The following is a 20,927-nucleotide window of genomic DNA, read 5'->3' as shown; positions in this document are numbered from 1 at the left end:
AGCGTCAATCATTGTCTCTCTGGATGAAAAATGCGCGACTCCTGGGGTGCCGGAGGGCCACTATTGGCGTTCGCTTGCGAGCATCTTGGCGTGCAGCTTCGTGTTCCGTTTTCGGGCGGCACGGTCCCCCGGACCGTTTCTTAATCCCTCAAACCCTTTGGTTCGTCCATTCAGTCGACCGCGCCCCGCGTTTTCACGCCCAAGCTGGACGCCGTTCGGCGAGCCTTCAGGTACGTAGCATCGATCATCACGGCCTTAGTCGCGCCGTGCCCCGCAGCCGACGGATGCCGATGCTCTGCCCGGTGGCCGCCTCGATGGTGCTCGAGCATCTGTGCGCCGGACCAGATGGCTGCGATCGGGTTGGCGATGTTCCGGCCCGCCATATCCGGAGCCGCCCCATGCACCGGTTCGAACATCGAAGGGGCCGACGGGTCCGGGTTGATATTGGCCGGGGCGGCAAAACCTAGGGCGCCAGCGCAGGCAGGCTTACCTCCACGATCAGCCCCGGCTTGGCGTTCTGCAGGGTCACAGCCCCGTTGTGCCTTTCGGCAATCGCGCGCACCAGCGCCAGCCCCAACCCGCTGCCGGGCTTCGAACGGCTGGGGTCGAGGCGGTGGAACGGCTCGAAGACGCGCTGCATGGAAGCCTGGGGAATGCCCGGGCCGCAGTCCGCCACCGTAAACAGCACGCGCCCGTCCGACCGGCCAAGTCCCGCCGTGATGCGGTTGCCCTCAGGGCCGTGTGTCACGGCGTTCTGCAGCAGGTTGACCACCATTTGTTGCAACATCTGGGCATCGCCCCGGATGCCGTAGTCCTGCCCTGCCTCCACCGTGAACGTCAGGCTCTGACCTGCGTCCTCAGCGATCAGGGCGAAGGTCTCGGCAAGGTCGCCCGCAAGCGCCGCGAGATCCACGTCCGCGGTCAGAAGCCCGTCGCCCCCCGCCTCGATGCGGGACAGTTGCAGATAGGAATCGAAGATCACCCGCATGGCCTCCAACTCGTCCTGCGTATCGGCAAGCTCAAGGCCCGGGTCTTCGCCAGCCTCCACCTTTTCCATGGCCTTGCCCAGCGAAAGATAGGCCCGGCCCAGGGGCGATTTCAGATCGTGAGCGGCGGCGGCGGCGGTGTTGCGAGTGGTGGCGACCATGCGCGAAAGCCGGTCGAGATGGTGGTTCAGTTGCAGCGCGATCCGGTCGATCTGCGTGGTGCCGCCATGGTAGGGGATGCGCACAGCCATGTCGCCATCGCTGGTCCGTGACAGGGCGCTTTCAATGTCCCGCAGCCGCCGCAGGCTCTGGTTGCTCAGGTAATACCCCACCGACAGCATGGTCAGGACGATGAAGAAGCCGCTCAGGGTAAGGGAGCGGAAAATCAGGATTTTCGTCTGGTAAAGCAGGTCCAGCCGCTGCCCGACGACAAGCACATTCCCGCCCAGCGGGCCCGCGTAGTAGACGTAATCCGCTGCCATTCCGTCGAGCGAAGGTGTGGCGTGATCCATGGGCCCGACCTGCAGGCCGCTGCCCACGGGCCGGGTCTTGAGGTTGCCGGCGACGAGCGCGCCCGACGGCGCGAACAGCGCCGCAACATGGTGCCCGTTCGACGACAGCCGCGCCACCTTGGAGATGGTCTCCACCACATGGTCGGACCCTTCGTTTTCGTGATCGGTGGCGATGATGTTCCAGCGTTGCAGCACATCGTCGCTCAGCTCTGCGGTCAGGCTGCGCTCGACGTAGGCCAGCGCCGCCCAGCCCACCAGCACCAGCACCACCACGAAGGCCATGGCTGAGCGCAGAACCGCCGTGAACGCGGCGCCCGAAAGGACGTCACCGCGGTCCATGCATCGAATACCCGGTGTTGCGGATGGTGTGGATCAGGGGCGTATCGAAGGGCCTGTCGACCTTGGCCCTGAGGCGACTCATATGGGTTTCGACGACGGTGGTGTTGGGCTCAAAGTTGAAGTTCCAGACCCGCTCGAGAAGCAGCGTGCGGGTCACGACCCGGCCCGCGTTGCGCATCAGGATTTCGAGGATGCTGAACTCCTTGGCGTGCAACTCGATGACATTGCCTTGCCGCGTGGCGGTGCGCGACAGCAGGTCAAGCGTCAGGTCGTGCACCGTCAGCACCGGCTCGACCTTTTTCTCCGACTTGCGGCGGACGATCGCGTCGATCCTGGCTACGAGTTCGGAGAAATGGAACGGCTTGGTCAGATAGTCATCCCCGCCAGCCGCCAGACCCTCCACCCTGTCATCGACTTGCCCCAGTGCGGTCAGAAATAGAACGGGCAGGGTCTTCTGCGATGCGCGCAAAGCCTTGAGCACAGACAGCCCATCCATGCCCGGCAGCATGCGGTCGAGGATCGCGAGGTCACAGTCGTTGTACAGGCAATAGCTCAGGGCATCCCGCCCATCGGAAACGTGCTCGACCGAATGCCCGTTTTCGGAAAGGCCGGCGACGATATAGTCGGCAATCTTGGCGTCATCTTCCGCAAGCAGGATTTTCATCGGTCATGGTCTCCTTGCGGGCATGTAACGAGAATCGAGGCTCCGTTTCCAGCGAAAGAGGGTTCTTTGCGCCGATGTAAGATTCGCGCGATTTTCGGGAGAGCGCGTGGTCTTATCGATGGACCGAGGCCGGTCAGACCGGCCGAAGCTTTGGGAGCGATTGCAATGCAGACGTATCTGACAAATCCGAAAGCGTCGGGGCGGTCGGCGCGTGCACCGTTCGGCGCTGGCAATCTGAGATTGGTCGGCATCACGCTGGCCGTCATCGGATCCCTCGCCATTCTGCTACCCCACGTCGCCACCATCGGGGTCGAGCTCCTCGTCGCCTGGATGCTGACGATCTGGGGCGCAGTCGGTCTGTGGTTTTCCTGGGCCATACGGCCCACGCCCGAGTGGCGCTACGGCTTTGTGACCTTCGGACTTCTGTTCCTCGTCGGTGCCGCCTTCGTCCTGTTCACCCGCGCGGGTATCGCCGTGCTCACCGTCTTGATGATGCTGTCCTTCCTGATGGAAGGCATCCTGTCGATCCTCTTCGGGTTGCGCAGCAGCGATCAGGTCGCAAACTGGGGATGGCTGGTCTTCAGCGGGCTGTGTTCTTTCGTTGCGGGCGTCGTCATCCTGTTCGGCTGGCCATGGACCGCAGGCTGGACGCTTGGCCTGATGATGGGCCTGAACTTCCTGTCGACAGGTCTGTCGCTTGTCATGCTGGCAAGCCCGGCGAAGGGTCTGGGCGGACATGACTGACACGATCGACGACGCCGGCTCTCAGTCCGCCTGCCACGTCTGCGGGCGGACGTTCCCCGCAACGGCCTTGCGCCCTTGGATAAGCGTGCGTCCAAGCGTGTCGGACATGATCGCAAAGGAGGCGCCGGGCTGGGCCGATGGCAAGCACATCTGCAAGACCGATCTGGCCCGGTTCCGGCGTGTCTATGTCGAGCGCCTGCTCGAAGGCGAGCGCGGAGAGCTTGGCGATCTGGACCGGCAGGTCATCGCAAGCCTCGAAGCGGGCCAGCCGATCTCGCGCAACCCTGAAGAGGAAATATCCGAGCGCGTGACCGCCGGAGAAAGGCTTGCCGACAAGGTGTCGGAGTTCGGCGGAAGCTGGGGCTTCATTCTGGGCTTCCTCGTCCTGCTCATTGTGTGGATGACCTCCAACGCGCTGCTCCTCGGACCCAGACCCTTCGATCCTTACCCGTTCATCCTTCTGAACCTGCTCTTGTCCTGCGTGGCGGCATTTCAGGCGCCGATCATCATGATGAGCCAGCGCCGAAAGGATGCGAAGGACAGGGTACGGGCCGAGAATGATTACAGGGTCAATCTGAAGTCGGAGCTGGAAATCCGCCTGCTTCACGAGAAGATCGACCACCAGCTGGCGCATCAATGGGAGAGACTTGCAGAGATGCAGCAGATCCAGATCGACTTGCTCGAGGAGGGCATCAATGGCAGAGCATGAGCCTCGGACACTGGTCTCGCGCGCGCTTCGCGTGACAGAGCATCCCGCGCTAAAGATCGCGATCCCGATCGTCATCGGCGTCATTGCCGTGGTCGTGCTGCACAAACTGGCGAGCCATGTGCGGTGGACCGACGTGAAGGCCGATCTCGCGGCTACCAAACCGACGGTTCTTCTGGCTGCACTTGGCTGCACCGTTCTGAGCTTTATCGGCATAGCGTTCTACGATCTTCTCGCCATGCGGGCCGTCGCGCCGGGCAGGATGCCCGCTCTGGTGCCATCGGTCACCGGGGCAGCGGGCTATGCGATAACCGGCTTGCTCGGGGTGTCGTACATTACGGGCACGGCCGTCCGGTACAGGGTCTACTCCGCCTTCGGTCTCGACCTGGTGACGATCGGCGCGATCCTGGCGATCTCGTGGTCCGGGTTCGTATCCGCTCTGATCCTGGCGTTCGGCGCCTTGCTGACACTTCATCCCGCGGGATTGAGTTCGGTCGTCAACATCGCGCCCGCCATCGAGACGTCGCTCGGGGTTGCCCTGCTCGTCGCTCTGTGCGGCTATCTCCTGTGGCTTGCTACGGGCCAGCGGCGGTTGAAAACCGGCGGGTACAGCATCGAACTCCCGGGGCCTCTACAGGCCTGCGGGCTGACGCTTGCCGGGCTTCTCGATGTCTCGGGTGCGGCCCTGACGCTTTACGTCCTCTTGCCGGCTGACATCGTGCCAAACCTGCCCTTTTTCGCGGCGGTGTTCTTCGCCGCCGTGGGGCTTGGCATCCTCAGCCATTCGCCCGGGGGCTTGGGCGTCTTCGAGGCGACCATCATCGCGGGTCTCGGGGCCTCTGGCCGGTCGGACGTTCTGGCATCGCTGCTGCTGTACCGGCTCGTCTACACCGTCCTGCCCTTTGCCATCGCCGGCAGCGGGCTCGCGATCACCGCGGCGATGGCCAGTCGCGGGCGGCTCACGTCAACGTCTGGCGTGCTGTGGCGCTCGATCAAACCCGTTGTGCCGGTCCTCGCGTCGGCCTTGGCCGTGTTCGCAGGTGCCGTGCTTCTTGTGTCCGGCAACCTGCCCGCCGAGGGCTCGCGGCTGGAGATTTTGCGCGACGTTCTCCCGCTTGGCGTGGTGGAGGTATCGCACCTCGCGGGAAGCCTCGCCGGTGTCCTGCTGATCGTCATCGCCGCCGGACTTTACCGCAAGCTCTACCGCGCCTGGCTCTTTGCGATGGTCCTCATCGCCGTGGGGTTCGCGGTATCGCTGGCCAAGGGGCTCGACTGGATCGAAGCCCTGTCGATGATCGCCGCTTTCGCGGTGCTGGGGCTGCTGCGTCCGGCCTTCTACCGCGCCGAAGACGTCTCGCTTTTCCGGCTGGACAGGAGATGGCTCCTCAGCGTTCTTGTGCTCGCCGCCGCAGTCCTCTGGGTCGGGCTTTTCGCCTACGATCATGTGGACTACCGCAACAGCCTCTGGTGGCAGTTCAGCTGGAACGGCGATGCGCCGCGCTTCCTGCGCGCCAGTCTCGTCGTGGCCATCGTCCTCGCGGCGGTGCTGGTCAATTCGCTTATCAGTCACCGCGCAACGGTTCGGGGGAACAACGGCATTCCCGATGCCGTGCGGCGGCTGGTGGCCGAAAGCGAGGATACCGAGGCCAACATCGCCCTGACCGGCGACAAGCAATTCCTGCTGTCGGAGGACGAAAGCGCCTTCGTCGCCTATGCGGACACGGGCAAATCGCTGATCTCCCAAGGGGACCCTGTCGGCGACGCGAAGGCCGGGACGGCCCTGATCTGGGCGCTCCGCGAAAAGGCCTATCGTGAGGGCAAGCGGGTGGCGTTCTACTCCGTCTCGCCCGCTTATCTGCCGACTTACCTCGACCTCGGTCTGTCGCTCCTCAAGATCGGAGAGGTCGCGCGCGTCGATCTGCGTGGCTTCACGCTCGACGGCTCCAAGCGCAAGGACCTGCGGCAGGCGCGCAATCGCGCCGCGCGGGACGGGTTCGTGTTCGAAGTCGTGTCGCAGGCTGACGCGCAGGCGATCCTGCCGAACCTCAAGCAGATCTCGGACGCCTGGCTCGCCCAGAAGCAGGGGGAGGAGAAGGGTTTCTCGCTCGGCGCCTTCACCGACGACTACATGCGCAACTTCGACGTGGCTGTCCTGCGCAATCCCGACGGCAAGATCGTCGCCTTCGCCAACCTCTTCCGGGGCGCCAACCGGCACGAGCTGTCGCTCGACCTCATGCGGTATCTGCCAGACGCCCCGCATTTCGCTATGGATGCGCTCTTTGCCGAGATGATGCTCTGGGGCGCGGCAGAGGGCTTTCACTGGATGTCACTGGGGGCCGCGCCCTTCTCAGGCGTCGAGAACCGCGAGCTTGCGCCGCTTTGGAACCGGATCGGCGGGTTCATCTACGAACACGGCGAGCATTTCTACCGCTTCGAGGGGCTGCGGGCCTTCAAGGAGAAGTTCGATCCGGCCTGGACGCCCAATTACCTCGCCTGTCCGGGTGGACTTGCCGCGCCACGAATCCTTTACGAGGTCAACGTGCTCGTCTCCGGCGGCCTCCGCGGACTGATGAAATAGGGAGGCCCGCGCATGATCGTGAACTTTGAAGCCCACGCCTCCAACGAGCGCACGTTCCTCTCCTGGGTCCGGACCGCCGTCGCCATTGTCGGCTTCGGGCTCGCCGCCTCGCGACTGGGCGAGACGTCCGCGCCGCACTGGGCGTCGTATATCATGCTCGGCGCTGGCGTTACGGTCGTGCTGACCGCCTGGCTGCGGATGCGGCATGTGCGCAAGAGAATTGATCGCGATGAGCACCTGCCCGATGACGACGGACCGGCGGAAGCTCTTCTGCTGATGCTCGTCATGACGCTGTTCGTGCTGCTGGGGAGCTTTGCCATCCATGTCGCGCCCTAAGCCGAACAGTCTGCGGCGGGTGCCGTTCACGCTTGCGTTTCTGGCGGTGATGGTCGCGGCAAATGCCGCTTCGGGGACGTTCTCGGGCCACCTTGACCCGGGCGTTCTGAATGTGCGCGGGATCGGTCTCGGCGCGCTACAGGACGGAAACCCGTGGCGCTTCGTAACTGCCATCTTCCTGTCGCACGATCTGCCCATGCTGATGCGGCAACTGGCGTTCGCGGCAACCGTCATCGGTCTGACCGAGTGGCTTTTCGGCAGCCTCCGCGCCGCTGCTCTTTTCTTCGCGCTTGATTTCGCCTCTACGATCACGCTTCTTGCCGCCATTGCGTCGATACCCGGCCTCGCTGTGTTGGCGCAGACGACCGATGTCGGGATGTCGCTCGGCGGATTCGGACTGATCGGTCTTCTTGCCGCGCACTGGCGATTTGGCCTGTTCACCATCGCGACGATCCTCTTGCTCGTGGCCATCAAGTACGCCATCGCGCCGGAGCCGCTGGCCGATGCCGGGCATGTCATCGCGCTCGTGATCGGCGCCTGCGTCGGACAGCTTGCGAAGGGCTCCGCCCTTCTGCGCATTCCAGAGGTCACGACGGCGCCAGAGAAAACCGAGGAGACACACCATCGGGGCGGACGGCAATGACATTTCGCGACGTAAGGACGCCATCGGCAATCGCGATTAACCTTGCCCTCGCGGCATGCAGCGGTTCGCGCGACACGTTTCTGATACCCGGCGGCCCGGTCGCGGCGGCGCAGCGCGCGGAGTTCTTCCACATCATTGGATGGACGATGATCGCCATACTGCCCGTGTTCGTGCTCGTGCCCTTGCTGCTCTGGCGGTACCGTTACCGGAACGAGAAGGCCCGCTACACCCCCGACTGGGAGAGATCTTCGATCCTCGAAAGTCTTATGTGGGGCGTGCCGCTCATCATCGTGGCGGTCCTGTCGGTGCAGCTTTACCGCACGACGCACGAACTCGACCCGACGAAGACCCTCGCGTCCGACAACCCGCCACTCCGGGTGCAGGTGGTGGGTCTCGACTGGAAATGGCTGTTTATCTACCCCGACCTCGGCATCGCCACCGTGAACCAACTGGCGTTCCCCGAGAACACTTCGGTCGCGCTCGACCTGACCACCGACACTGTGATGCAATCCTTGCTGATTTCGTCGCTCGCGGGGCAAATCTACGCCATGCCGGGAATGCGAACGCGGTTGCACATCCTCGCCGAGGCGCCAGGGGTTTTCGAGGGTGAGAACACGCAGTTCAACGGCACCGGCTTTCCGGCGCAGAAGTTTCAGGCCATCGCGATGACGCAGGAGGCTTTCGACGCCTGGATCCGCAATGTCAAAGCGGATGGCGCGCCGCTCACCGCCGAGGGCTACGCCCGCCTCGCGCAGGCCTCGACGGGGGCCGAAGCGCGCGCAGAGATGGGCGGGGCGGGCGGTCCGGTGGATGCGATCCACTTCTCGTCGGTCGAAGGCGATCTCTTTGGCGCCATCCTGCGCCGCTATACGTCCGGTGGTGCCGTTCCGCCCGCGGGGCAGCCGGGCGCGGTCGGGTACGATCCGAACGCCAGGGCAGGGGAGCAGACACAATGACCGATCCTATCTTCGGCCGTCTCGACTTGTCGTCTTTCGCGTTCGTCCGCGCCTTCGACAACCCGACCGTCAGTGAGCTCATCGGGGCAGGGGCGGCGATGGCGGTGGTGCTCGGCGGGCTTGCCGTTCTCGTCATCCTGACCTGGTTCCGCCTCTGGGCGCCGCTTCTGCGCGTCTGGCTCACCAGCGTCGATCACAAGCGCATCGGTATAATGTACTGCGTTCTGGCGCTCGTCATGCTGACGCGCGGCGTCATCGAAGGCGTCTTGATGCGCACGCAACAGGCGTTCGGCCTTCATGGCGGCTTCCTGACGCCCGACCATTTTTCCGAGCTGTTCAGCACGCATGGCACGATCATGATCTTCTTCGTGGCGATGCCGTTTATCGCCGGCGTCATCAACTACGTCCTGCCGCTTCAGATCGGAGCGCGGGACATGGCGTTTCCGGTGATGAACCAGATCAGCCTCGGATTGACGGCGACGGGGGCGGCGCTGGTGATGCTCTCCCTCGTGGTGGGCGAGTTCTCGACCGGCGGCTGGGCCAATTACCCGCCCTATACCGGTGCCGATTTCCAGCCCGGACCGGGGCCGGATTACTGGATCTGGTCCATCGTCCTCGCGGGCATCGGCACCACGCTCTCGGGCATCAACTTCGCTGTCACGATCTACAAGGGGCGCGCGCCGGGGATGAGCTTCCTTCGAATGCCGATCTTCTGCTGGACGGTGATCTGCGCCTCGATCATCATGATCTTCGCCCTGCCGCCCCTGACAGTGGCCGCGCTGATGCTGGCCGCCGACCGGTACCTCGATTTCCATTTCTTCACCAATGACCTTGGCGGCAACATGATGAACTACGTCAACCTCTTCTGGCTTTTCGGCCATCCGGAGGTCTACCTGCTCATCATTCCCTGTTATGGCATGTTCTCCGAGATCGTCCCGACCTTCTCGGGCAAGCGCATCTACGGCTACATGTCGATGGTCTATGCCACCATGGCGATTGCCGTCCTAAGCTTCTGCGTCTGGCTGCACCACTTCTTCACGATGGGCCAGAGCGCCAATGTCAACGCCGCCTTCGGCATTGCCTCGATGGCCATCGCGATCCCCACGGGCGTGAAGATCTACAACTGGGTCGCGACGATCTTCCGGGGCCGCATCCGCATGACAGTGCCGATGATCTACGTCGTCGGTTTCTTCTACCTGTTCACGGTCGGCGGGCTGACCGGCGTGATGCTGGCCAACCCGGTGATCAGCTACCAGGTGCACAACACGCTTTTCCTCGTGGCGCATTTCCACAATGTGATTATTCCCGGCGTGCTGTTTGGTCTGCTTGCGGCCTATCACTACTGGTTCCCCAAGGCGTTCGGTTTCCGGCTTCACGAAGGATGGGGCCGGCGGGCGGCGCTGCTGTGGATCGCCGGGTTTTCCTTCACCTTCCTGCCGCTCTACTGGCTGGGACTTCAGGGGATGCCGCGCCGGTCCGTCACTTTCAGCGACCCATCGTTCCAGCCCTTCATGTGGCTCGCGTTTTTCGGCGCCGCGCTGATCCTGTCCGCGCTCACCTGCATCTGCATCCAGCTCTGGGTAAGCATCCGGCAGCGCGACCGGTTGGCCGCGCCGCTGGGAGACCCGTGGAACGGCCGGTCGCTCGAATGGTCGATCCCGTCGCCGCCGCCCGCGTACAATTTCGCGGTGATCCCGCAGGTCACGCAACGCGACGAGTTCACCGACGCCAAGGCCACGGGTCGCGCCTATGCCGAGCCGGAGGCATACGAGGATATCGAGATGCCGAACAATACGGCCATCGGCCTGATCGTCTGCGTTTGCGCCACCGCGCTTGGACTGGCGCTTGTGTTCTGGATCTGGTGGCTGGCGGCTCTGTCCTTTTGCGCGATGGTGGCCGCTCTGATCGGGCGCACGTTCCACACCGAGACGACGCATATCATACCCGCCGCTGAGATCGCGGCCGACCATCGCGCCTGGCTCGCCCGGGTGGGCGTCGCGGGCGCGGTGAACCGTCTCGACGAGACTCACGAACGCAACGCGGGCCTTGCCATTCCGGAACGCCCGGCCAGAGCGGAGCCTGCGGAATGAGCGGCGGCAATCTTCATCCCGGACTCAACCTTGGCGACCATCACGGCAAGGCGCACAGCGGTGCCGAAGCGGTCGTCTTCGGGTTCTGGATATTCCTGATGAGCGATGTGGTGATCTTCGGTCTGGTCTTCGCATCCTACCTGACGGCTGCGAACCCGATGGGGATGGCGGGCGGCACCGGACCGGCGGAGGCTTTCGACCTTGGCAGCGTCTTCGCGCAGACCGTCATCCTTCTCGCCAGCAGCCTGACCTTCGGCTTTGCCACGCTGGCGCTGCGTCACGAAGACGGGCGCAGGGCCATCGCGCGATGGCTTGCGGTGTCCCTGTTCCTCGGCCTCGGCTTCCTGACGCTGGAGATGCGCGACTTCGCCCACATGATCGAGGTCGGTGCGGTGCCGCAACGGAGCGGCTACTGGTCGGCGTTCTGGGGGCTGGTGCCGCTTCACGGGCTTCATTTGGCGGCCGGATGCCTCTGGATCGTCGTCATGCTGGCGCAGATGGCGACGCTTGGCCTTGTTCCGGCGGTCAAGACACGCCTTCTGCGGCTGGGTCTCTTCTGGCACTGCCTCGATCTTATCTGGGTCGCGGTCTTTTCCATCGTCTATCTTGGAGGGCTGATGCCATGACCGATCGGCAACGTGAAACGCGGATGTACCTCGTAGGCTTCGGGCTGGCCCTGACGCTGACGCTTGTCCCGTTTGCGCTGGTCCACTGGGGCCTGATGCAGGGAAGGACGCTCGCCATCACCATCGCGGTGCTTGCCGTGGCGCAGATCGCAGTCCACCTGCGGTTCTTCCTGCATATCGACCTGTCGCGTCAGAAGCGGGAAGACCTGCAACTGATCCTCTTCACCGTGCTGCTCCTCGCCATCATGGCGTTTGGCACGCTCTGGATCATGGGGAACCTCGCCACTCGGATGTAGCTTCAATGAGCCTTTGCGGGGTCGGTCCCCGCCGTGGGCCTTTGCAGGATCAGCACCACCGGGAGCATCAGAAACGCCGCCACGCCGGTCAGCCAGAAGGCATCCTGGAACGCCAGCAGGCTTGCCTGCTGCCGAATGAGACCGGCAATCTGCGCCGCGCCCTCAGCCGAGGTTGGCGTCAGCCCGAGGGGCGCAAGATAGGCGCGTGCGGCCTCGTCGAAGGGCGAGATCCCCGAGGCCAGCATCGCGTAGTGGAACTGCATCCGGCTCGCCACCTGCCAGCCCACCAGTGCGATACCCACCGACGACCCGAGCGAGCGGGTGACGCCGTAGATCCCAGAGGCCTCGTCCTGTTTCTCCGGGCCGATGTTCTGGAACGCGAGCGTGGACATCGGCACGAAGAAGAGGCCCATCCCGAGGCCAGACACGATGCCGGGCAGGGCGAGGTCCCAGAACCCGGCATTCAGGTTCAGCATCCCAAGCAGCACGTTGCCCGTCCCGGTCAGCACAAGTCCCAGAACAAGCAGCTTGCGCGGATCGAAGCGCGTGACGAGGACCGATCCGGTCAGGACCATCGAAAAGCCAGCCGCGATACCGCGTGGAATGAACAGCATGCCGGCATCCAGAACAGGGTAGCCCAGCAGGCCCTGCACGAAGAGTGGCAGAATCGCGATGGAGCCGAACATTGCGACCCCGAAGCCGAGGATCGCCACATTCGCGCCGGTGAAACTGCGGTCGCGGAAGAGCGAGAAGTCGATGATGTTGTCGGCTCTCCCGATCCCGCGCAGCACGAACGCCATGCCGCAACAGACCAGCGTAATGGCCGCGATCTGGATCAGGTGAGATGTGAACCAGTCCCGGCTTTCCCCAAGGTCGAGCATCAGTTGCAGCGAGGCGATTGCCCCGACCATGAGCGCAAGCCCGGACCAGTCGACCTTCAGCGTCTTGGTGTCTTCGGACTTCAGCTCGCCCGACATCATCGCAAGCGCGAAACCGGCAATGGGCAGGTTCACATAGAACACGGCCCGCCACGAGAAATACTCGGTCAGGAGCGCGCCGATGGTCGGCCCGAGCACGGGGGCCACAACGACGCCGAGGCCGAAGAAAGCCATCGCCTGGCCACGCTTCTCTTTGGGGAAGCTGTCGAAGAGGATGGACTGCGAAAGCGGAATGAGGAAAGCGCCGAAGATGCCTTGGCCGAGGCGGCAGGCGACCATGACTTCGACGCTCCACGACAGCCCGCAGAGCGCGGAGAAGGCGGCGAAACCCGTGATGGCCGAGATGATGAGCCGCCGCCGCCCGACCATGCGGACGAAAAAGCCGGTGAGCGGCATGACGACGACCGAGGCGACGATGTAACTCGTCAGGATCCAGACCGTCTGGTCGTTGGTGATCCCGAAGGCCGCCTGGATTTGCGGCAGGGCGACGTTGACGATGGTGCTGTCGAGCACCTCGAGTACCGCCGTCAGCACGACGGCGAGCACGATCGTCCATTTGACGCCCTCGCGGATGGGGGTGCCGGTCGCCGCCGTTCCAGTCATTTGCGCGTGTCCAGTCCGGAGGTGTCGACGGTCACGGTCGTGCTCGCGCCGACGCGCAGTTGCAGATCAGGGTCGTCCGGTCTCGTGTCGATGGCGATGCGGACGGGGAAACGCTGCGTGACCTTCACCCAGTTGCCGCTCGCGTTCTGCGGCGGCAGGAGGGAAAACACCGCGCCCGCGCCCGCGCCGAGGCTTTGCAGCGTGCCGGTCAGCGTCACGCCGGGATACATGTCGATGTCGATGTTCACAGGCTGGCCGGGGCGCAGTCGCTCGAGGTCGGTCTCCTTGAAGTTCGCGTCGATCCACCAGTCGCCGTCTTCGACGAGGGAGAAAAGCGGCGCGTTCGGGGACACCAGCGCGCCGGGCCGGACGTCGAGGTTGGCGATCCAGCCGGACACCGGTGCCGTTACGCGGGCATGGTTGAGATTGATCTGCGCCAGCGTGAGCTGCGCCTCTGCAGCGCGCACGGCCGGGTTGTCGTCACCCGGCGCGCCGGCCTGCTCGCGCGACGCCGCCAGCGCGGCATTTGCGCTGTCGAATGCAGCCTGCGCCTGGTCACGCGTCATGGCAGCCTGGTCGCGCGCGGCCTGTGGCACGTCGCCCATGGTGAAGAGTTTCTCTGTCCGTCCGTAGGCATCCTGTGCTTCCGACAGGGCGGCCCGCGCACTGTCGACGTTTGCCGAGGCCGCGGAGAGGTCCGTGATCGCCGCAGTCGTCTGCTGCCGGGCCCGATCAAGATTTGCCTGCGCCGACCGAACCGTCGCCTCGAGTTCGGCGGCGTCGATCGTGAAGAGCAGATCGCCGGCCGACACATGCGCGTTCTCGGCGACGGCCACCTCGGAGACGCGCCCGCCGACCTGCGGCGCGATCGTCAGCACGTTGGCCTTCAGGTATGCGTCATCGGTCGAGGGATGGATCCGTTCGTGTTGCCACCAGACCCAAAGACCGCCGCCCGCAAGGGCGATGGCGGCGACGAGAACGATGGCTTTGAGGTGTTTCATGTGGAGACCTGTCGGAACCGGGCGGACCCCGGCGAAGGGGTCCGCAGCCTTGGATGATTGGCGTTCACGCGCCGAAGAGGTGAGGAAAGAGCCCGGCCAGTCCGAAAAGGATCAGATAGGCAGCGATGACATAGTTCAGAAGCTTCGGAGCGATCAGGATCAGGATGCCCGCGATGAGCGCCAGAAGAGGCTGAACGAAGACCACGGTCGTCATGCCTGTTCAGGCGCGGATGCGCCCACCTCCGCCTTGTGCGCGTCGTCGAAGGCGCGCCGCAGACGGTTTTCGGCATCCGTGTCGAGGTTGGTGCGCAGCACCCGTCCGCCATGTTCGCCGAGGCGCACCACGACTTTGTCAGAGGCTTCGCGCCGCATCATCATGAACAGCGCGGCCTGACCCGGTTGCAGGATTCCGGCCACCTCCTTCATGAAGTCGTCGTTGATACCGTAGTCTGTAAGGGCGCCCGAAAGCGCGCCGGCGCCGGCACCAACCGCGACGCCCAGGAGCGGGTTGAAGAAGATCATGCCGACAAGCAGACCCCAGAACGCGCCGCCGGTCGCCCCGGCGGTCCAGAGGTTGACCATCTGGTTCAGCTTGATGGTGCCGTCGCTGTCTGCGACGGCCACAACCGCATCGGCGACGTCGACAAGGTATTCCTGCGCCATTTTCATTAGGTCTGCGCGGGCTTCCTCGGCTCTTTCGGCTGTGTCGTAGCCGATGACGATAAGTTCGGACATGGCGGTCTCCTTTCTCAGGGTTTGGAGGATTGTCAGTTTGATCCGATGTGGGTGGTGTCGATGCTGTCGAGCCACTGCTGCACGGAGCGTTCGAGGTCGCTCACGTGGTGGCCCTGCGCCTCGGCTTCGGCGATCTCGCCGTTCAGGCGGGCCTGAAGATTGCGATAGCTTTGCTTCAGCTCTTTCGCGGTCAGATGCGTGGAGTCGTGATAGAGATGCGCCTTTTCGCGCAGCCTCTGTTCCGTGGCGTGGATCTTCCTGCCTAGCGCGTCCAGACGGGCGTGAAGGTCTTGGTTTTCCATCGGATCATTCCTTTCTCGACAGCGGGTCAGTTCATGTACCAGCCGTGGCTGACGACCAGCGACTGGCCGGTGAGGGCATTGGTGGGGAAGGCGGCGAAGACATGGGCGACTTCGGCCACGTCCTCGATGGTGGTGAATTCCTGATCGACGGTCTCGCCCAGCATGATCTTGTTGACGACCTCCTCTTCCGAGATGCCGAGGTCGCGCGCCTGTTCGGGGATCTGCTTTTCGACGAGCGGTGTCTTGACGAAGCCGGGGCAGATCACGTTGGCGCGGATGCCGTGCTTGGCGCCTTCCTTGGAGATCACGCGGGCAAGGCCGAGAAGACCGTGCTTGGCGGTGACGTAGGCCGATTTGAGCGGGCTCGCTTCTTTCGAGTGCACCGACCCCATGAAGATGATCGAGCCCGAGCCGGCCTTCTGCATATGCGGCATGACAGCCTTCGAGGTGAGAAACGCGCCGTCCAGGTGGATCGACAGAAGCTTCTTCCAGTCATCGAAGGGGAAATCTTCGAGCGGGTGGACGATCTGCACGCCCGCGTTGGACACCAGCACGTCGATCTTGCCCCATGTCTCGATGACCTTGGCGACGCCGTCGTTGACCTGCGCCTCGTCGGTGACGTTCATCTCGACCGCCATGGCTTCGCCCGGCCCTTCGGCGGAGAGCTCGTCGGCGGTCTTCTGGGCGGCGTCGAGCTTGAGGTCGGCGATGACGACCTTCGCTCCGTCGGCGACGTAGCGTTTCGCGATCCCATGCCCGATTCCGCTGGCGGCGCCGGTGATGATGCAGACTTTGTCTTTGAGGTTCATCGTTCAGGTTCCTTATTTGGACGCGCTGCGGAAGGACCACATTTCGCGCAGGTTGAATTCGGTGAAGTGATGCTGGATCAGAGCCAGGCTGGCGTGGCCGATCAGGTAGGCCCAGGCGAGGTTCGCCAGAGCTTTGTGAATTGACATCGCGACGCCCACCAAGCCGCCGGCGTCGGGGTTGCCCTCGCCGATGACGTAGTAAAGCGCACCCGATGCCGCCATCGCGGTGATCAGCAGGATGCCCAATCCGTGAACGGCACTGGCAAAGGGGCTGGCACCGTTGTGGGACGGCAGCCGGAACCGGCGCAACGCGGCGAGGTGCCTTTTGGTGTCGTCCCGAAGCGCCAAGAGCCGCGTGCCCGAAAACCATGGGAACAGCATTCCCACAGGCGTGCCCCGGCGGCGCGCGGTCAGCACGAACCAGAAGATCACGATGAAGGCAAAGGCGGCCAGCCCGCCGTATTCATGGATCTCGAAGGCAAGGTTGCCCGCGTGGCCGTCCTCTTCGGGCTGCATCACGAGGCTGGAGAAAAGCTGCGTGACGACTGCAAGCGCCAAGCCTGCGTGAACCAGCCTGGTGGCGATGGTGTGACGCGTCGCGATGGCCATGGTGTTCATCCTTTCGGAGCGAGGTAGTCGTGGACGACTTCCCCCAGCCCGAGCGTCAGGTCGGTCAGCAGGTGGACGGCCGAGACGACTTCGCGCACCGGCAGATCGGCCACGGGCGCCAGTGCGTGTCGGTGCAGCTCCAGCCCCGCCGGACCTTCCCAGGCGCCTTTGAGCGTCACGTCTATGGTGTAGTAGCGGACCAGCTCGCAGATGCGCGGCGTGCAATCGACATGCGGGATGATCTTGAGCATGAAATTCGGGGCGTCGAAGCCCTTGAGCACCTTCGCGTGGTCCAGCTCGCGGTGCTTGTAGCCCATCGTTCCAGTCGCAACCCGGACCGAGCCCACGTCGAGCGTGCCGACGAGCGTGTCTTTCTCTACCCGCAGCGACGGGTCGGCGAGCTTTTTGGGGAAGCCCCAGATTTCGCGGCCGCCCGCGATGGGCGCGTCATCGTTGAGGAACATCGAGTGGACGTAGCCGCCCGCGACACCGTCCAGGGTCACTGGGATCACCTGACCGCTTTCGGTGTAGTCACCGAAGCCGGTGCTGTCTGGCATGCGGATGAATTCGTATTTCACCAGCGGCTCGGGGATCTCCAGCGGCTCCGGCACGACGCGGCGCAGGGCCTCCATGTCCGTGCGGTAGGTGATCGTGAGGAACTCGCGATTCACGAACTTGTACGGCCCTTTGGGGTAGGACGGGCTGGTGAGGGGCATTGCGAAGGCGGTGGAGATGAGGTCGGACTTGTTCATGTCGAAACTCCTTATTTTCCTTGCGTTCCAAGATCGAAGACCTGCAGGCCGTCGGTCCCGACAACGCGGGATGTCCATGAGGGATGAGTGAGTGTCCGCGTGACGTCCTTCTGGCCTGCGGCCCAATGGTCCGACATCGACTGACGTGAGAATTCGTAGTCCTTGCCGCTGCCCTCGAACCCTTCCTTGCGGTGGATCAGGTGGACAAGCGTGACAGGGCAGGAGGGGCCTGCGGCGCGTAACAGCGCAAGGTCCTCATCATCCCTGAGATCTTCAGGCAGCTTCGCCGCCAGCCGATCGGCCGCCACGCGAAGTGCGTGCAATTCGCGGTAACGGTCGGTGGTCAGCCGGGTGCGGCTCGAATAGCGGATGTCCTTCTCGCGCTGCTGCACGTCCAGCACATCGGTCGGCACGGTGCCCCTGGCATTGAAGAGGTCGATCTGCAGGACACAGAGCGGTTGGTCGCCTTCCGCCTGCTCCATGACGTATTGGAGCGGCGTGTTCGACACGAGGCCGCCATCCCAGTAATACCGCCCGTCGATCTCGACCGGCGGGAAGCCCGGCGGCAGGGCTCCGCTCGCCATAATGTGCCGGACGTCGATGCGGGTGGTGCGGCTGTCGAAATAGGTGAAGTTGCCGGTTTCCACATCGGTCGCCCCGATGCTGAGACGCGGGCCGTGATCGTTGAGAAGGTCGAAATCCACCAGTTCGATCAGCGTCGCCTCAAGCGGGGACGTGTCATAGATGCTCAGCGCAGGCTTCGGGCCGAGCGGCCAGACTGTGCTGGGGAAGCGGGGCCGGAAGAAGCCCGGTGCCCCGGCCATCATGACTTCGGCGGCGGCCATTTCGGAAACCGCATGACGTCCGGCAAGGGTCCAGAATGGCGCAAGAGCCGGCCGGGTGGTCGTGATCCTGTTCCAGAATGCTTCGAGAGCCGGGATGCGGTCTTTCTGACTGTTGCCGCAGATGAGCGCGGCATTGATCGCGCCAATTGAAATACCTGCGACCCAGTCGAAGGAGAACCTGGCTTTGTCGAGCGCAGAGAACGCTCCGGCCTGATAGGCGCCCAGTGCTCCGCCGCCTTGAAGGACCAGCGCATTCAGTTCTTTGGGGGCCATCGTGTTCGTTCCTTCAAGCAGCGTTGTGTGTCGTTGAGGAACAGATAGAAGCGCAGTCCTGCGCTGGCTTTTCTGCAAGTTTACATTTGCGACAGGTTCACCAAGCCACTGATCCAAAATAAAAACCCGCCACGTTTGGTGGCGGGTTGAATTGAGATTTGCAGCGGGCGGCGACCGGGCGTGATTTCCCCGGTGCGGCTGAGTTTCACTGCCTTATGGCAGACGACCCGTTACATATTGCGCCTCGCCTCTGGCGAAACTCCAGTCTTCCTCCCGGTTGGTGAAGACGGAAATCAGAAGGTCGTTGGGATCGAGGCCGCAGGTGTGCTCAAGGCGCTCGGACAGAAGCCGATAGACCTTGATCTTCTCAACATGGGTTCGGGGGCTCGTAAAGAACTGAACCGAAATCACCTCGTCACTCCGGGTAAAGCCGAGTCCGGTATCAAGAAACACCATCCGGCCCGGTTTGTGTTCGTGGACGATCTGATAGCGGTCGGTTTCCGGCACCCCGAAAGCCTCGACAACGCAGCCTTGGATGGTGTCCAGCAAAAGCTGGAGCTGCTCGTCCGACCGGCCTTCGATCATATCAATTCGTACGAGAGGCATTCGTATCTTTCTCAGGTTGGTGAGGCGTACGGCAAACGTGGCCGCCGTGGGTTGGTTCCCCAGGCAGGCCCCGATGCGTTGTTCAATTGCCGTAGAGCCAACCCTGTCGCGGGTAGCTTTCCGGCGCGGGGCCGTTGAACACCGCGTCGTAGGCTTGCTGCTCGAAGGCAGAGACATGCTCTTCGCTTCGGTGATCGGCGGGCGTATCGGTGTTGAGATAGGTGCAGAAAGCCGTGATCATGATGTCGGCAACCTCGGCATCCGTGGCCTCGGGGTAGTCCGACCGGATCTGTCCGACAATTTTGCCGAGCGCGTCTCCGTCCAATTCTGCGGAGCCGACGTCCCGCGCCAGCTTCGGCAGATCGAAAGCGCCCGCGTCCGCTGCGGTGAAGACCGCCGCAGGTTCGGGGCAGTCGAGATCCTGCGCGGCGGCCAGCGTGGCCGAGGACAGGCAAAGCGCCGCTGCGACGGTGAAGAGGGAGCGTTTCATGGGATTTCCTTTCAGAGGTCATGTCGGGCAAGGGGTGGTTGGGCAATCTCTGACAGGGCAGGCTGCAACGAGCCTGTTGCGGGAATTACATTCATGACAAGTTTGCCCGCTGGCCCGCGACCTGCGCATTTGCATATTAGGCCTGAGGTGGTTGCGATCTGATCTCGGGAGACATGAAATGAATTGGAAGAACCTTCAGCCCTGGGCGTCCCATGTACACCCTGGCACATGGTCGGGTGCGCTGATCATCCTCGCGTTCTTCGTTTTGGCAGGCCTGCTTTTGTCGCATCTGCTTCGGCAAGGGATCCGTGTCGTCGTCGCGCGCGACCACGACAACCGGCTCGACCGCATGTCCGTGGCGTTCCTGTCGAAGGTCGCCAGCGCCTTCGTCTGGATCCTGATCCTGATGCTCTACGCACATATGATCCCGGCGCTGGATCGGCTGGCGACGGCGCTTCTGGCCAGCGTTTCGGTCGCCTCCGTCGTCTTCGGTCTGGCGGCGCAATCCACGCTGTCGAACTTTGTCGCCGGGTTCAGCCTGATCTTCTATCGTCCGTTTCGCCTTGGCGACAAACTTCAGATCAGCGCCCCGACCGGGGTAGAAACGGGGACGGTGGAGGACGTTTCGCTTGGGTATACGGTCCTCAAAACCTACGACAACCGCCGGGTGATCATCTCGAACGCGTCGATCTCGAACACCACGATGGTCAACCTGTCGGCCCGTGAGGCGCGGACCATGGCGGTCGTGCCGATCTCGATCGGCTATGACGTCGACATCGACGCGGCGCGCGCCGTCATCCTCGAGGTCGCGGCCGGGCTTCCGGACATCGAAGAGGTTGTCGGATGCCCCGTCACCAATCTGGGCGCGTCGAGCGTCGACTTCAGTCTGCGTGTCTGGTGTGCGGACTCGGGCGTCGCGGCGGGGGTCAGGAATGCCCTTCTGGAAGCCGTTAAAAAGCGCTTCGATGCCGCCGGGATCGAGATACCCTATGCCTATCAGAACGTGCAGATCACCAAACTTCCAGAAGAGTTTTCCAAGGCGGAGCGCGCCGATACCGAGTGATTCCAGTGCTTGCGCAGCGCATCCGGCAGAGGCCAGACGGCCAGACGGTCAGGAAACCTGATGTCTCGCCGCCGTTCAGCGAGAGTGAAATCCGCTGCCGGAAATAAACCCACTCCAACGGCTCGAAGCAAGAATATGATGACCTGCCCCCGGCGACATCCCTCACCGTGATGTAGAGTCTGCGCCAACTTGAGGTGCTACGCGACGTGCCCTCGGCCGTCCTTAGAGGTTCCGCGCTTGCATCTGGCTCACGGGCTCGTGGCGTCGGCCATGGCGAGGCGCAGCGAAGGCGTCAACTTCTGTCAAATGGATGCGCCTAAAGCTGGGCGCCAAAACTTCGAAGCACGCGACACACTCTGCCCGCTTGACAAGCCTTACATGTAACATGTTACACATCAGCGGTAGACGGTCAGGCGCCTGAGGAG

At 63.5% G+C, this 20,927-nt stretch carries 23 protein-coding genes and 2 pseudogenes; 10 read left to right on the top strand and 15 right to left on the bottom strand.

Annotated features, from left to right (window positions below; all coding sequences use genetic code 11):
• Positions 1-87: 87 nt before the first annotated feature.
• From BLQ77_RS29845 to BLQ77_RS11685, 4 genes and pseudogenes are all read right to left on the bottom strand, one after another.
• Positions 88-278 (bottom strand): annotated as a pseudogene (locus BLQ77_RS29845) (hypothetical protein); the annotation flags it as partial.
• 39 nt (positions 279-317) lie between these two features.
• Positions 318-482: pseudogene (locus BLQ77_RS28150) on the bottom strand (isocitrate/isopropylmalate family dehydrogenase); the annotation flags it as partial.
• Positions 464-1,837, bottom strand: coding sequence for a HAMP domain-containing sensor histidine kinase (locus BLQ77_RS11690; protein WP_089959219.1), 1,374 nt, complete (start codon positions 1,835-1,837; stop codon positions 464-466). The pseudogene BLQ77_RS28150 and the gene BLQ77_RS11690, both read right to left, overlap by 19 nt.
• A complete protein-coding gene (locus BLQ77_RS11685) occupies positions 1,824-2,501 on the bottom strand; it encodes a response regulator (protein ID WP_008888264.1) in 678 nt (225 codons plus the stop codon). The genes BLQ77_RS11690 and BLQ77_RS11685 overlap by 14 nt, the downstream gene beginning before the upstream one ends.
• Positions 2,502-2,666: 165 nt before the next feature.
• Between BLQ77_RS11685 and BLQ77_RS11680 the strand changes: the two genes are divergently transcribed.
• Genes BLQ77_RS11680 through cyoD form a run of 9 tightly spaced genes read left to right on the top strand, consistent with a single transcriptional unit; the run spans position 2,667 to position 11,476 of the window.
• Entirely contained in the window at positions 2,667-3,245 is a 579-nt protein-coding gene (locus BLQ77_RS11680; RefSeq protein ID WP_008888190.1) for an HdeD family acid-resistance protein, read from the top strand.
• The gene (locus BLQ77_RS11675) at positions 3,238-3,954 is read left to right on the top strand and encodes a DUF1003 domain-containing protein (protein WP_242661695.1); all 717 of its coding nucleotides are present in this window, start codon (positions 3,238-3,240) and stop codon (positions 3,952-3,954) included. The genes BLQ77_RS11680 and BLQ77_RS11675 overlap by 8 nt, the downstream gene beginning before the upstream one ends.
• Positions 3,941-6,529 (top strand): bifunctional lysylphosphatidylglycerol flippase/synthetase MprF, encoded by a 2,589-nt coding sequence (gene mprF / locus BLQ77_RS11670; RefSeq protein WP_089959215.1) that lies wholly within the window; start codon positions 3,941-3,943, stop codon positions 6,527-6,529. Before BLQ77_RS11675 ends, mprF begins: the two co-directional genes overlap by 14 nt.
• A 12-nt stretch (positions 6,530-6,541) precedes the next feature.
• A complete protein-coding gene (locus tag BLQ77_RS11665; RefSeq protein ID WP_008888294.1) occupies positions 6,542-6,865 on the top strand; it encodes a YidH family protein in 324 nt (107 codons plus the stop codon).
• On the top strand, positions 6,852-7,508 hold the full coding sequence (locus tag BLQ77_RS11660) for a hypothetical protein (RefSeq protein ID WP_242661694.1): 657 nt from the start codon (positions 6,852-6,854) through the stop codon (positions 7,506-7,508). Before BLQ77_RS11665 ends, BLQ77_RS11660 begins: the two co-directional genes overlap by 14 nt.
• The gene (locus tag BLQ77_RS11655) at positions 7,505-8,464 is read left to right on the top strand and encodes a cytochrome ubiquinol oxidase subunit II (protein ID WP_242661693.1); all 960 of its coding nucleotides are present in this window, start codon (positions 7,505-7,507) and stop codon (positions 8,462-8,464) included. The genes BLQ77_RS11660 and BLQ77_RS11655 overlap by 4 nt, the downstream gene beginning before the upstream one ends.
• Positions 8,461-10,554: a cbb3-type cytochrome c oxidase subunit I gene (locus tag BLQ77_RS11650; protein WP_089959212.1), complete on the top strand. Its 2,094-nt coding sequence runs from the start codon at positions 8,461-8,463 to the stop codon at positions 10,552-10,554. Before BLQ77_RS11655 ends, BLQ77_RS11650 begins: the two co-directional genes overlap by 4 nt.
• Positions 10,551-11,180, top strand: a complete 630-nt coding sequence (locus tag BLQ77_RS11645) for a cytochrome c oxidase subunit 3 (RefSeq protein ID WP_089959209.1) — start codon at positions 10,551-10,553, stop codon at positions 11,178-11,180. Before BLQ77_RS11650 ends, BLQ77_RS11645 begins: the two co-directional genes overlap by 4 nt.
• Complete coding sequence (cyoD, locus tag BLQ77_RS11640; protein ID WP_008888170.1) at positions 11,177-11,476, top strand: cytochrome o ubiquinol oxidase subunit IV; 300 nt, start codon at positions 11,177-11,179, stop codon at positions 11,474-11,476. The genes BLQ77_RS11645 and cyoD overlap by 4 nt, the downstream gene beginning before the upstream one ends.
• Positions 11,477-11,478: 2 nt before the next feature.
• On the opposite strand, the gene BLQ77_RS11635 is transcribed toward cyoD, so the two are convergent.
• The 11 genes from BLQ77_RS11635 to BLQ77_RS11585 form a co-directional block, all read right to left on the bottom strand.
• Entirely contained in the window at positions 11,479-13,017 is a 1,539-nt protein-coding gene (locus tag BLQ77_RS11635; protein WP_089959207.1) for a DHA2 family efflux MFS transporter permease subunit, read from the bottom strand.
• Positions 13,014-14,018 carry an HlyD family secretion protein gene (locus BLQ77_RS11630; protein ID WP_089959204.1) on the bottom strand — a complete coding sequence of 335 codons (1,005 nt, stop codon included), beginning with the start codon at positions 14,016-14,018 and terminating at the stop codon, positions 13,014-13,016. The genes BLQ77_RS11635 and BLQ77_RS11630 overlap by 4 nt, the downstream gene beginning before the upstream one ends.
• 64 nt (positions 14,019-14,082) lie before the next feature.
• The gene (locus tag BLQ77_RS11625; protein WP_083791917.1) at positions 14,083-14,232 is read right to left on the bottom strand and encodes a DUF3096 domain-containing protein; all 150 of its coding nucleotides are present in this window, start codon (positions 14,230-14,232) and stop codon (positions 14,083-14,085) included.
• On the bottom strand, positions 14,229-14,753 hold the full coding sequence (locus BLQ77_RS11620; protein WP_089959201.1) for a DUF1269 domain-containing protein: 525 nt from the start codon (positions 14,751-14,753) through the stop codon (positions 14,229-14,231). The genes BLQ77_RS11625 and BLQ77_RS11620 overlap by 4 nt, the downstream gene beginning before the upstream one ends.
• 32 nt (positions 14,754-14,785) lie before the next feature.
• A complete protein-coding gene (locus BLQ77_RS11615; RefSeq protein WP_008888192.1) occupies positions 14,786-15,055 on the bottom strand; it encodes a hypothetical protein in 270 nt (89 codons plus the stop codon).
• 26 nt (positions 15,056-15,081) lie between these two features.
• Positions 15,082-15,864: a 3-hydroxybutyrate dehydrogenase gene (locus BLQ77_RS11610; protein ID WP_008888203.1), complete on the bottom strand. Its 783-nt coding sequence runs from the start codon at positions 15,862-15,864 to the stop codon at positions 15,082-15,084.
• 12 nt (positions 15,865-15,876) lie between these two features.
• On the bottom strand, positions 15,877-16,473 hold the full coding sequence (locus BLQ77_RS11605) for a cytochrome b/b6 domain-containing protein (protein ID WP_089959199.1): 597 nt from the start codon (positions 16,471-16,473) through the stop codon (positions 15,877-15,879).
• A 5-nt stretch (positions 16,474-16,478) separates the two neighbouring features.
• Positions 16,479-17,225 carry an acetoacetate decarboxylase gene (locus BLQ77_RS11600; RefSeq protein ID WP_008888299.1) on the bottom strand — a complete coding sequence of 249 codons (747 nt, stop codon included), beginning with the start codon at positions 17,223-17,225 and terminating at the stop codon, positions 16,479-16,481.
• An 11-nt stretch (positions 17,226-17,236) separates the two neighbouring features.
• Positions 17,237-18,343 carry a DUF3734 domain-containing protein gene (locus tag BLQ77_RS11595; RefSeq protein ID WP_089959196.1) on the bottom strand — a complete coding sequence of 369 codons (1,107 nt, stop codon included), beginning with the start codon at positions 18,341-18,343 and terminating at the stop codon, positions 17,237-17,239.
• A gap of 213 nt (positions 18,344-18,556) precedes the next feature.
• Positions 18,557-18,949 carry a tautomerase family protein gene (locus BLQ77_RS11590; RefSeq protein WP_089959194.1) on the bottom strand — a complete coding sequence of 131 codons (393 nt, stop codon included), beginning with the start codon at positions 18,947-18,949 and terminating at the stop codon, positions 18,557-18,559.
• A gap of 82 nt (positions 18,950-19,031) precedes the next feature.
• Complete coding sequence (locus tag BLQ77_RS11585; RefSeq protein WP_089959191.1) at positions 19,032-19,439, bottom strand: hypothetical protein; 408 nt, start codon at positions 19,437-19,439, stop codon at positions 19,032-19,034.
• A gap of 178 nt (positions 19,440-19,617) precedes the next feature.
• Between BLQ77_RS11585 and BLQ77_RS11580 the strand changes: the two genes are divergently transcribed.
• Positions 19,618-20,502, top strand: coding sequence for a mechanosensitive ion channel family protein (locus BLQ77_RS11580; RefSeq protein WP_089959186.1), 885 nt, complete (start codon positions 19,618-19,620; stop codon positions 20,500-20,502).
• The last annotated feature ends 425 nt before the right edge of the window (positions 20,503-20,927 follow it).

The organism is Salipiger thiooxidans, assembly GCF_900102075.1.
In the GTDB taxonomy this organism is placed as follows: Bacteria; Pseudomonadota; Alphaproteobacteria; order Rhodobacterales; family Rhodobacteraceae; genus Salipiger; species Salipiger thiooxidans.
Note: the sequence above shows the minus strand (reverse complement) of the source record. Positions and strands in the feature narration are given on the sequence as shown.

Excerpts from the sequence above, each read along its gene's own strand:
- BLQ77_RS11690 (WP_089959219.1), bottom strand. The coding sequence starts at position 1,837 with ATGGACCGCGGTGACGTCCTTTCGGGCGCCGCGTTCACGGCGGTTCTG.
- BLQ77_RS11685 (WP_008888264.1), bottom strand. The coding sequence starts at position 2,501 with ATGAAAATCCTGCTTGCGGAAGATGACGCCAAGATTGCCGACTATATC.
- BLQ77_RS11680 (WP_008888190.1), top strand. The coding sequence starts at position 2,667 with ATGCAGACGTATCTGACAAATCCGAAAGCGTCGGGGCGGTCGGCGCGT.
- BLQ77_RS11675 (WP_242661695.1), top strand. The coding sequence starts at position 3,238 with ATGACTGACACGATCGACGACGCCGGCTCTCAGTCCGCCTGCCACGTC.
- mprF (WP_089959215.1), top strand. The coding sequence starts at position 3,941 with ATGGCAGAGCATGAGCCTCGGACACTGGTCTCGCGCGCGCTTCGCGTG.
- BLQ77_RS11665 (WP_008888294.1), top strand. The coding sequence starts at position 6,542 with ATGATCGTGAACTTTGAAGCCCACGCCTCCAACGAGCGCACGTTCCTC.
- BLQ77_RS11660 (WP_242661694.1), top strand. The coding sequence starts at position 6,852 with ATGTCGCGCCCTAAGCCGAACAGTCTGCGGCGGGTGCCGTTCACGCTT.
- BLQ77_RS11655 (WP_242661693.1), top strand. The coding sequence starts at position 7,505 with ATGACATTTCGCGACGTAAGGACGCCATCGGCAATCGCGATTAACCTT.
- BLQ77_RS11650 (WP_089959212.1), top strand. The coding sequence starts at position 8,461 with ATGACCGATCCTATCTTCGGCCGTCTCGACTTGTCGTCTTTCGCGTTC.
- BLQ77_RS11645 (WP_089959209.1), top strand. The coding sequence starts at position 10,551 with ATGAGCGGCGGCAATCTTCATCCCGGACTCAACCTTGGCGACCATCAC.
- cyoD (WP_008888170.1), top strand. The coding sequence starts at position 11,177 with ATGACCGATCGGCAACGTGAAACGCGGATGTACCTCGTAGGCTTCGGG.
- BLQ77_RS11635 (WP_089959207.1), bottom strand. The coding sequence starts at position 13,017 with ATGACTGGAACGGCGGCGACCGGCACCCCCATCCGCGAGGGCGTCAAA.
- BLQ77_RS11630 (WP_089959204.1), bottom strand. The coding sequence starts at position 14,018 with ATGAAACACCTCAAAGCCATCGTTCTCGTCGCCGCCATCGCCCTTGCG.
- BLQ77_RS11625 (WP_083791917.1), bottom strand. The coding sequence starts at position 14,232 with ATGACGACCGTGGTCTTCGTTCAGCCTCTTCTGGCGCTCATCGCGGGC.
- BLQ77_RS11620 (WP_089959201.1), bottom strand. The coding sequence starts at position 14,753 with ATGTCCGAACTTATCGTCATCGGCTACGACACAGCCGAAAGAGCCGAG.
- BLQ77_RS11615 (WP_008888192.1), bottom strand. The coding sequence starts at position 15,055 with ATGGAAAACCAAGACCTTCACGCCCGTCTGGACGCGCTAGGCAGGAAG.
- BLQ77_RS11610 (WP_008888203.1), bottom strand. The coding sequence starts at position 15,864 with ATGAACCTCAAAGACAAAGTCTGCATCATCACCGGCGCCGCCAGCGGA.
- BLQ77_RS11605 (WP_089959199.1), bottom strand. The coding sequence starts at position 16,473 with ATGGCCATCGCGACGCGTCACACCATCGCCACCAGGCTGGTTCACGCA.
- BLQ77_RS11600 (WP_008888299.1), bottom strand. The coding sequence starts at position 17,225 with ATGAACAAGTCCGACCTCATCTCCACCGCCTTCGCAATGCCCCTCACC.
- BLQ77_RS11595 (WP_089959196.1), bottom strand. The coding sequence starts at position 18,343 with ATGGCCCCCAAAGAACTGAATGCGCTGGTCCTTCAAGGCGGCGGAGCA.
- BLQ77_RS11590 (WP_089959194.1), bottom strand. The coding sequence starts at position 18,949 with ATGCCTCTCGTACGAATTGATATGATCGAAGGCCGGTCGGACGAGCAG.
- BLQ77_RS11585 (WP_089959191.1), bottom strand. The coding sequence starts at position 19,439 with ATGAAACGCTCCCTCTTCACCGTCGCAGCGGCGCTTTGCCTGTCCTCG.
- BLQ77_RS11580 (WP_089959186.1), top strand. The coding sequence starts at position 19,618 with ATGAATTGGAAGAACCTTCAGCCCTGGGCGTCCCATGTACACCCTGGC.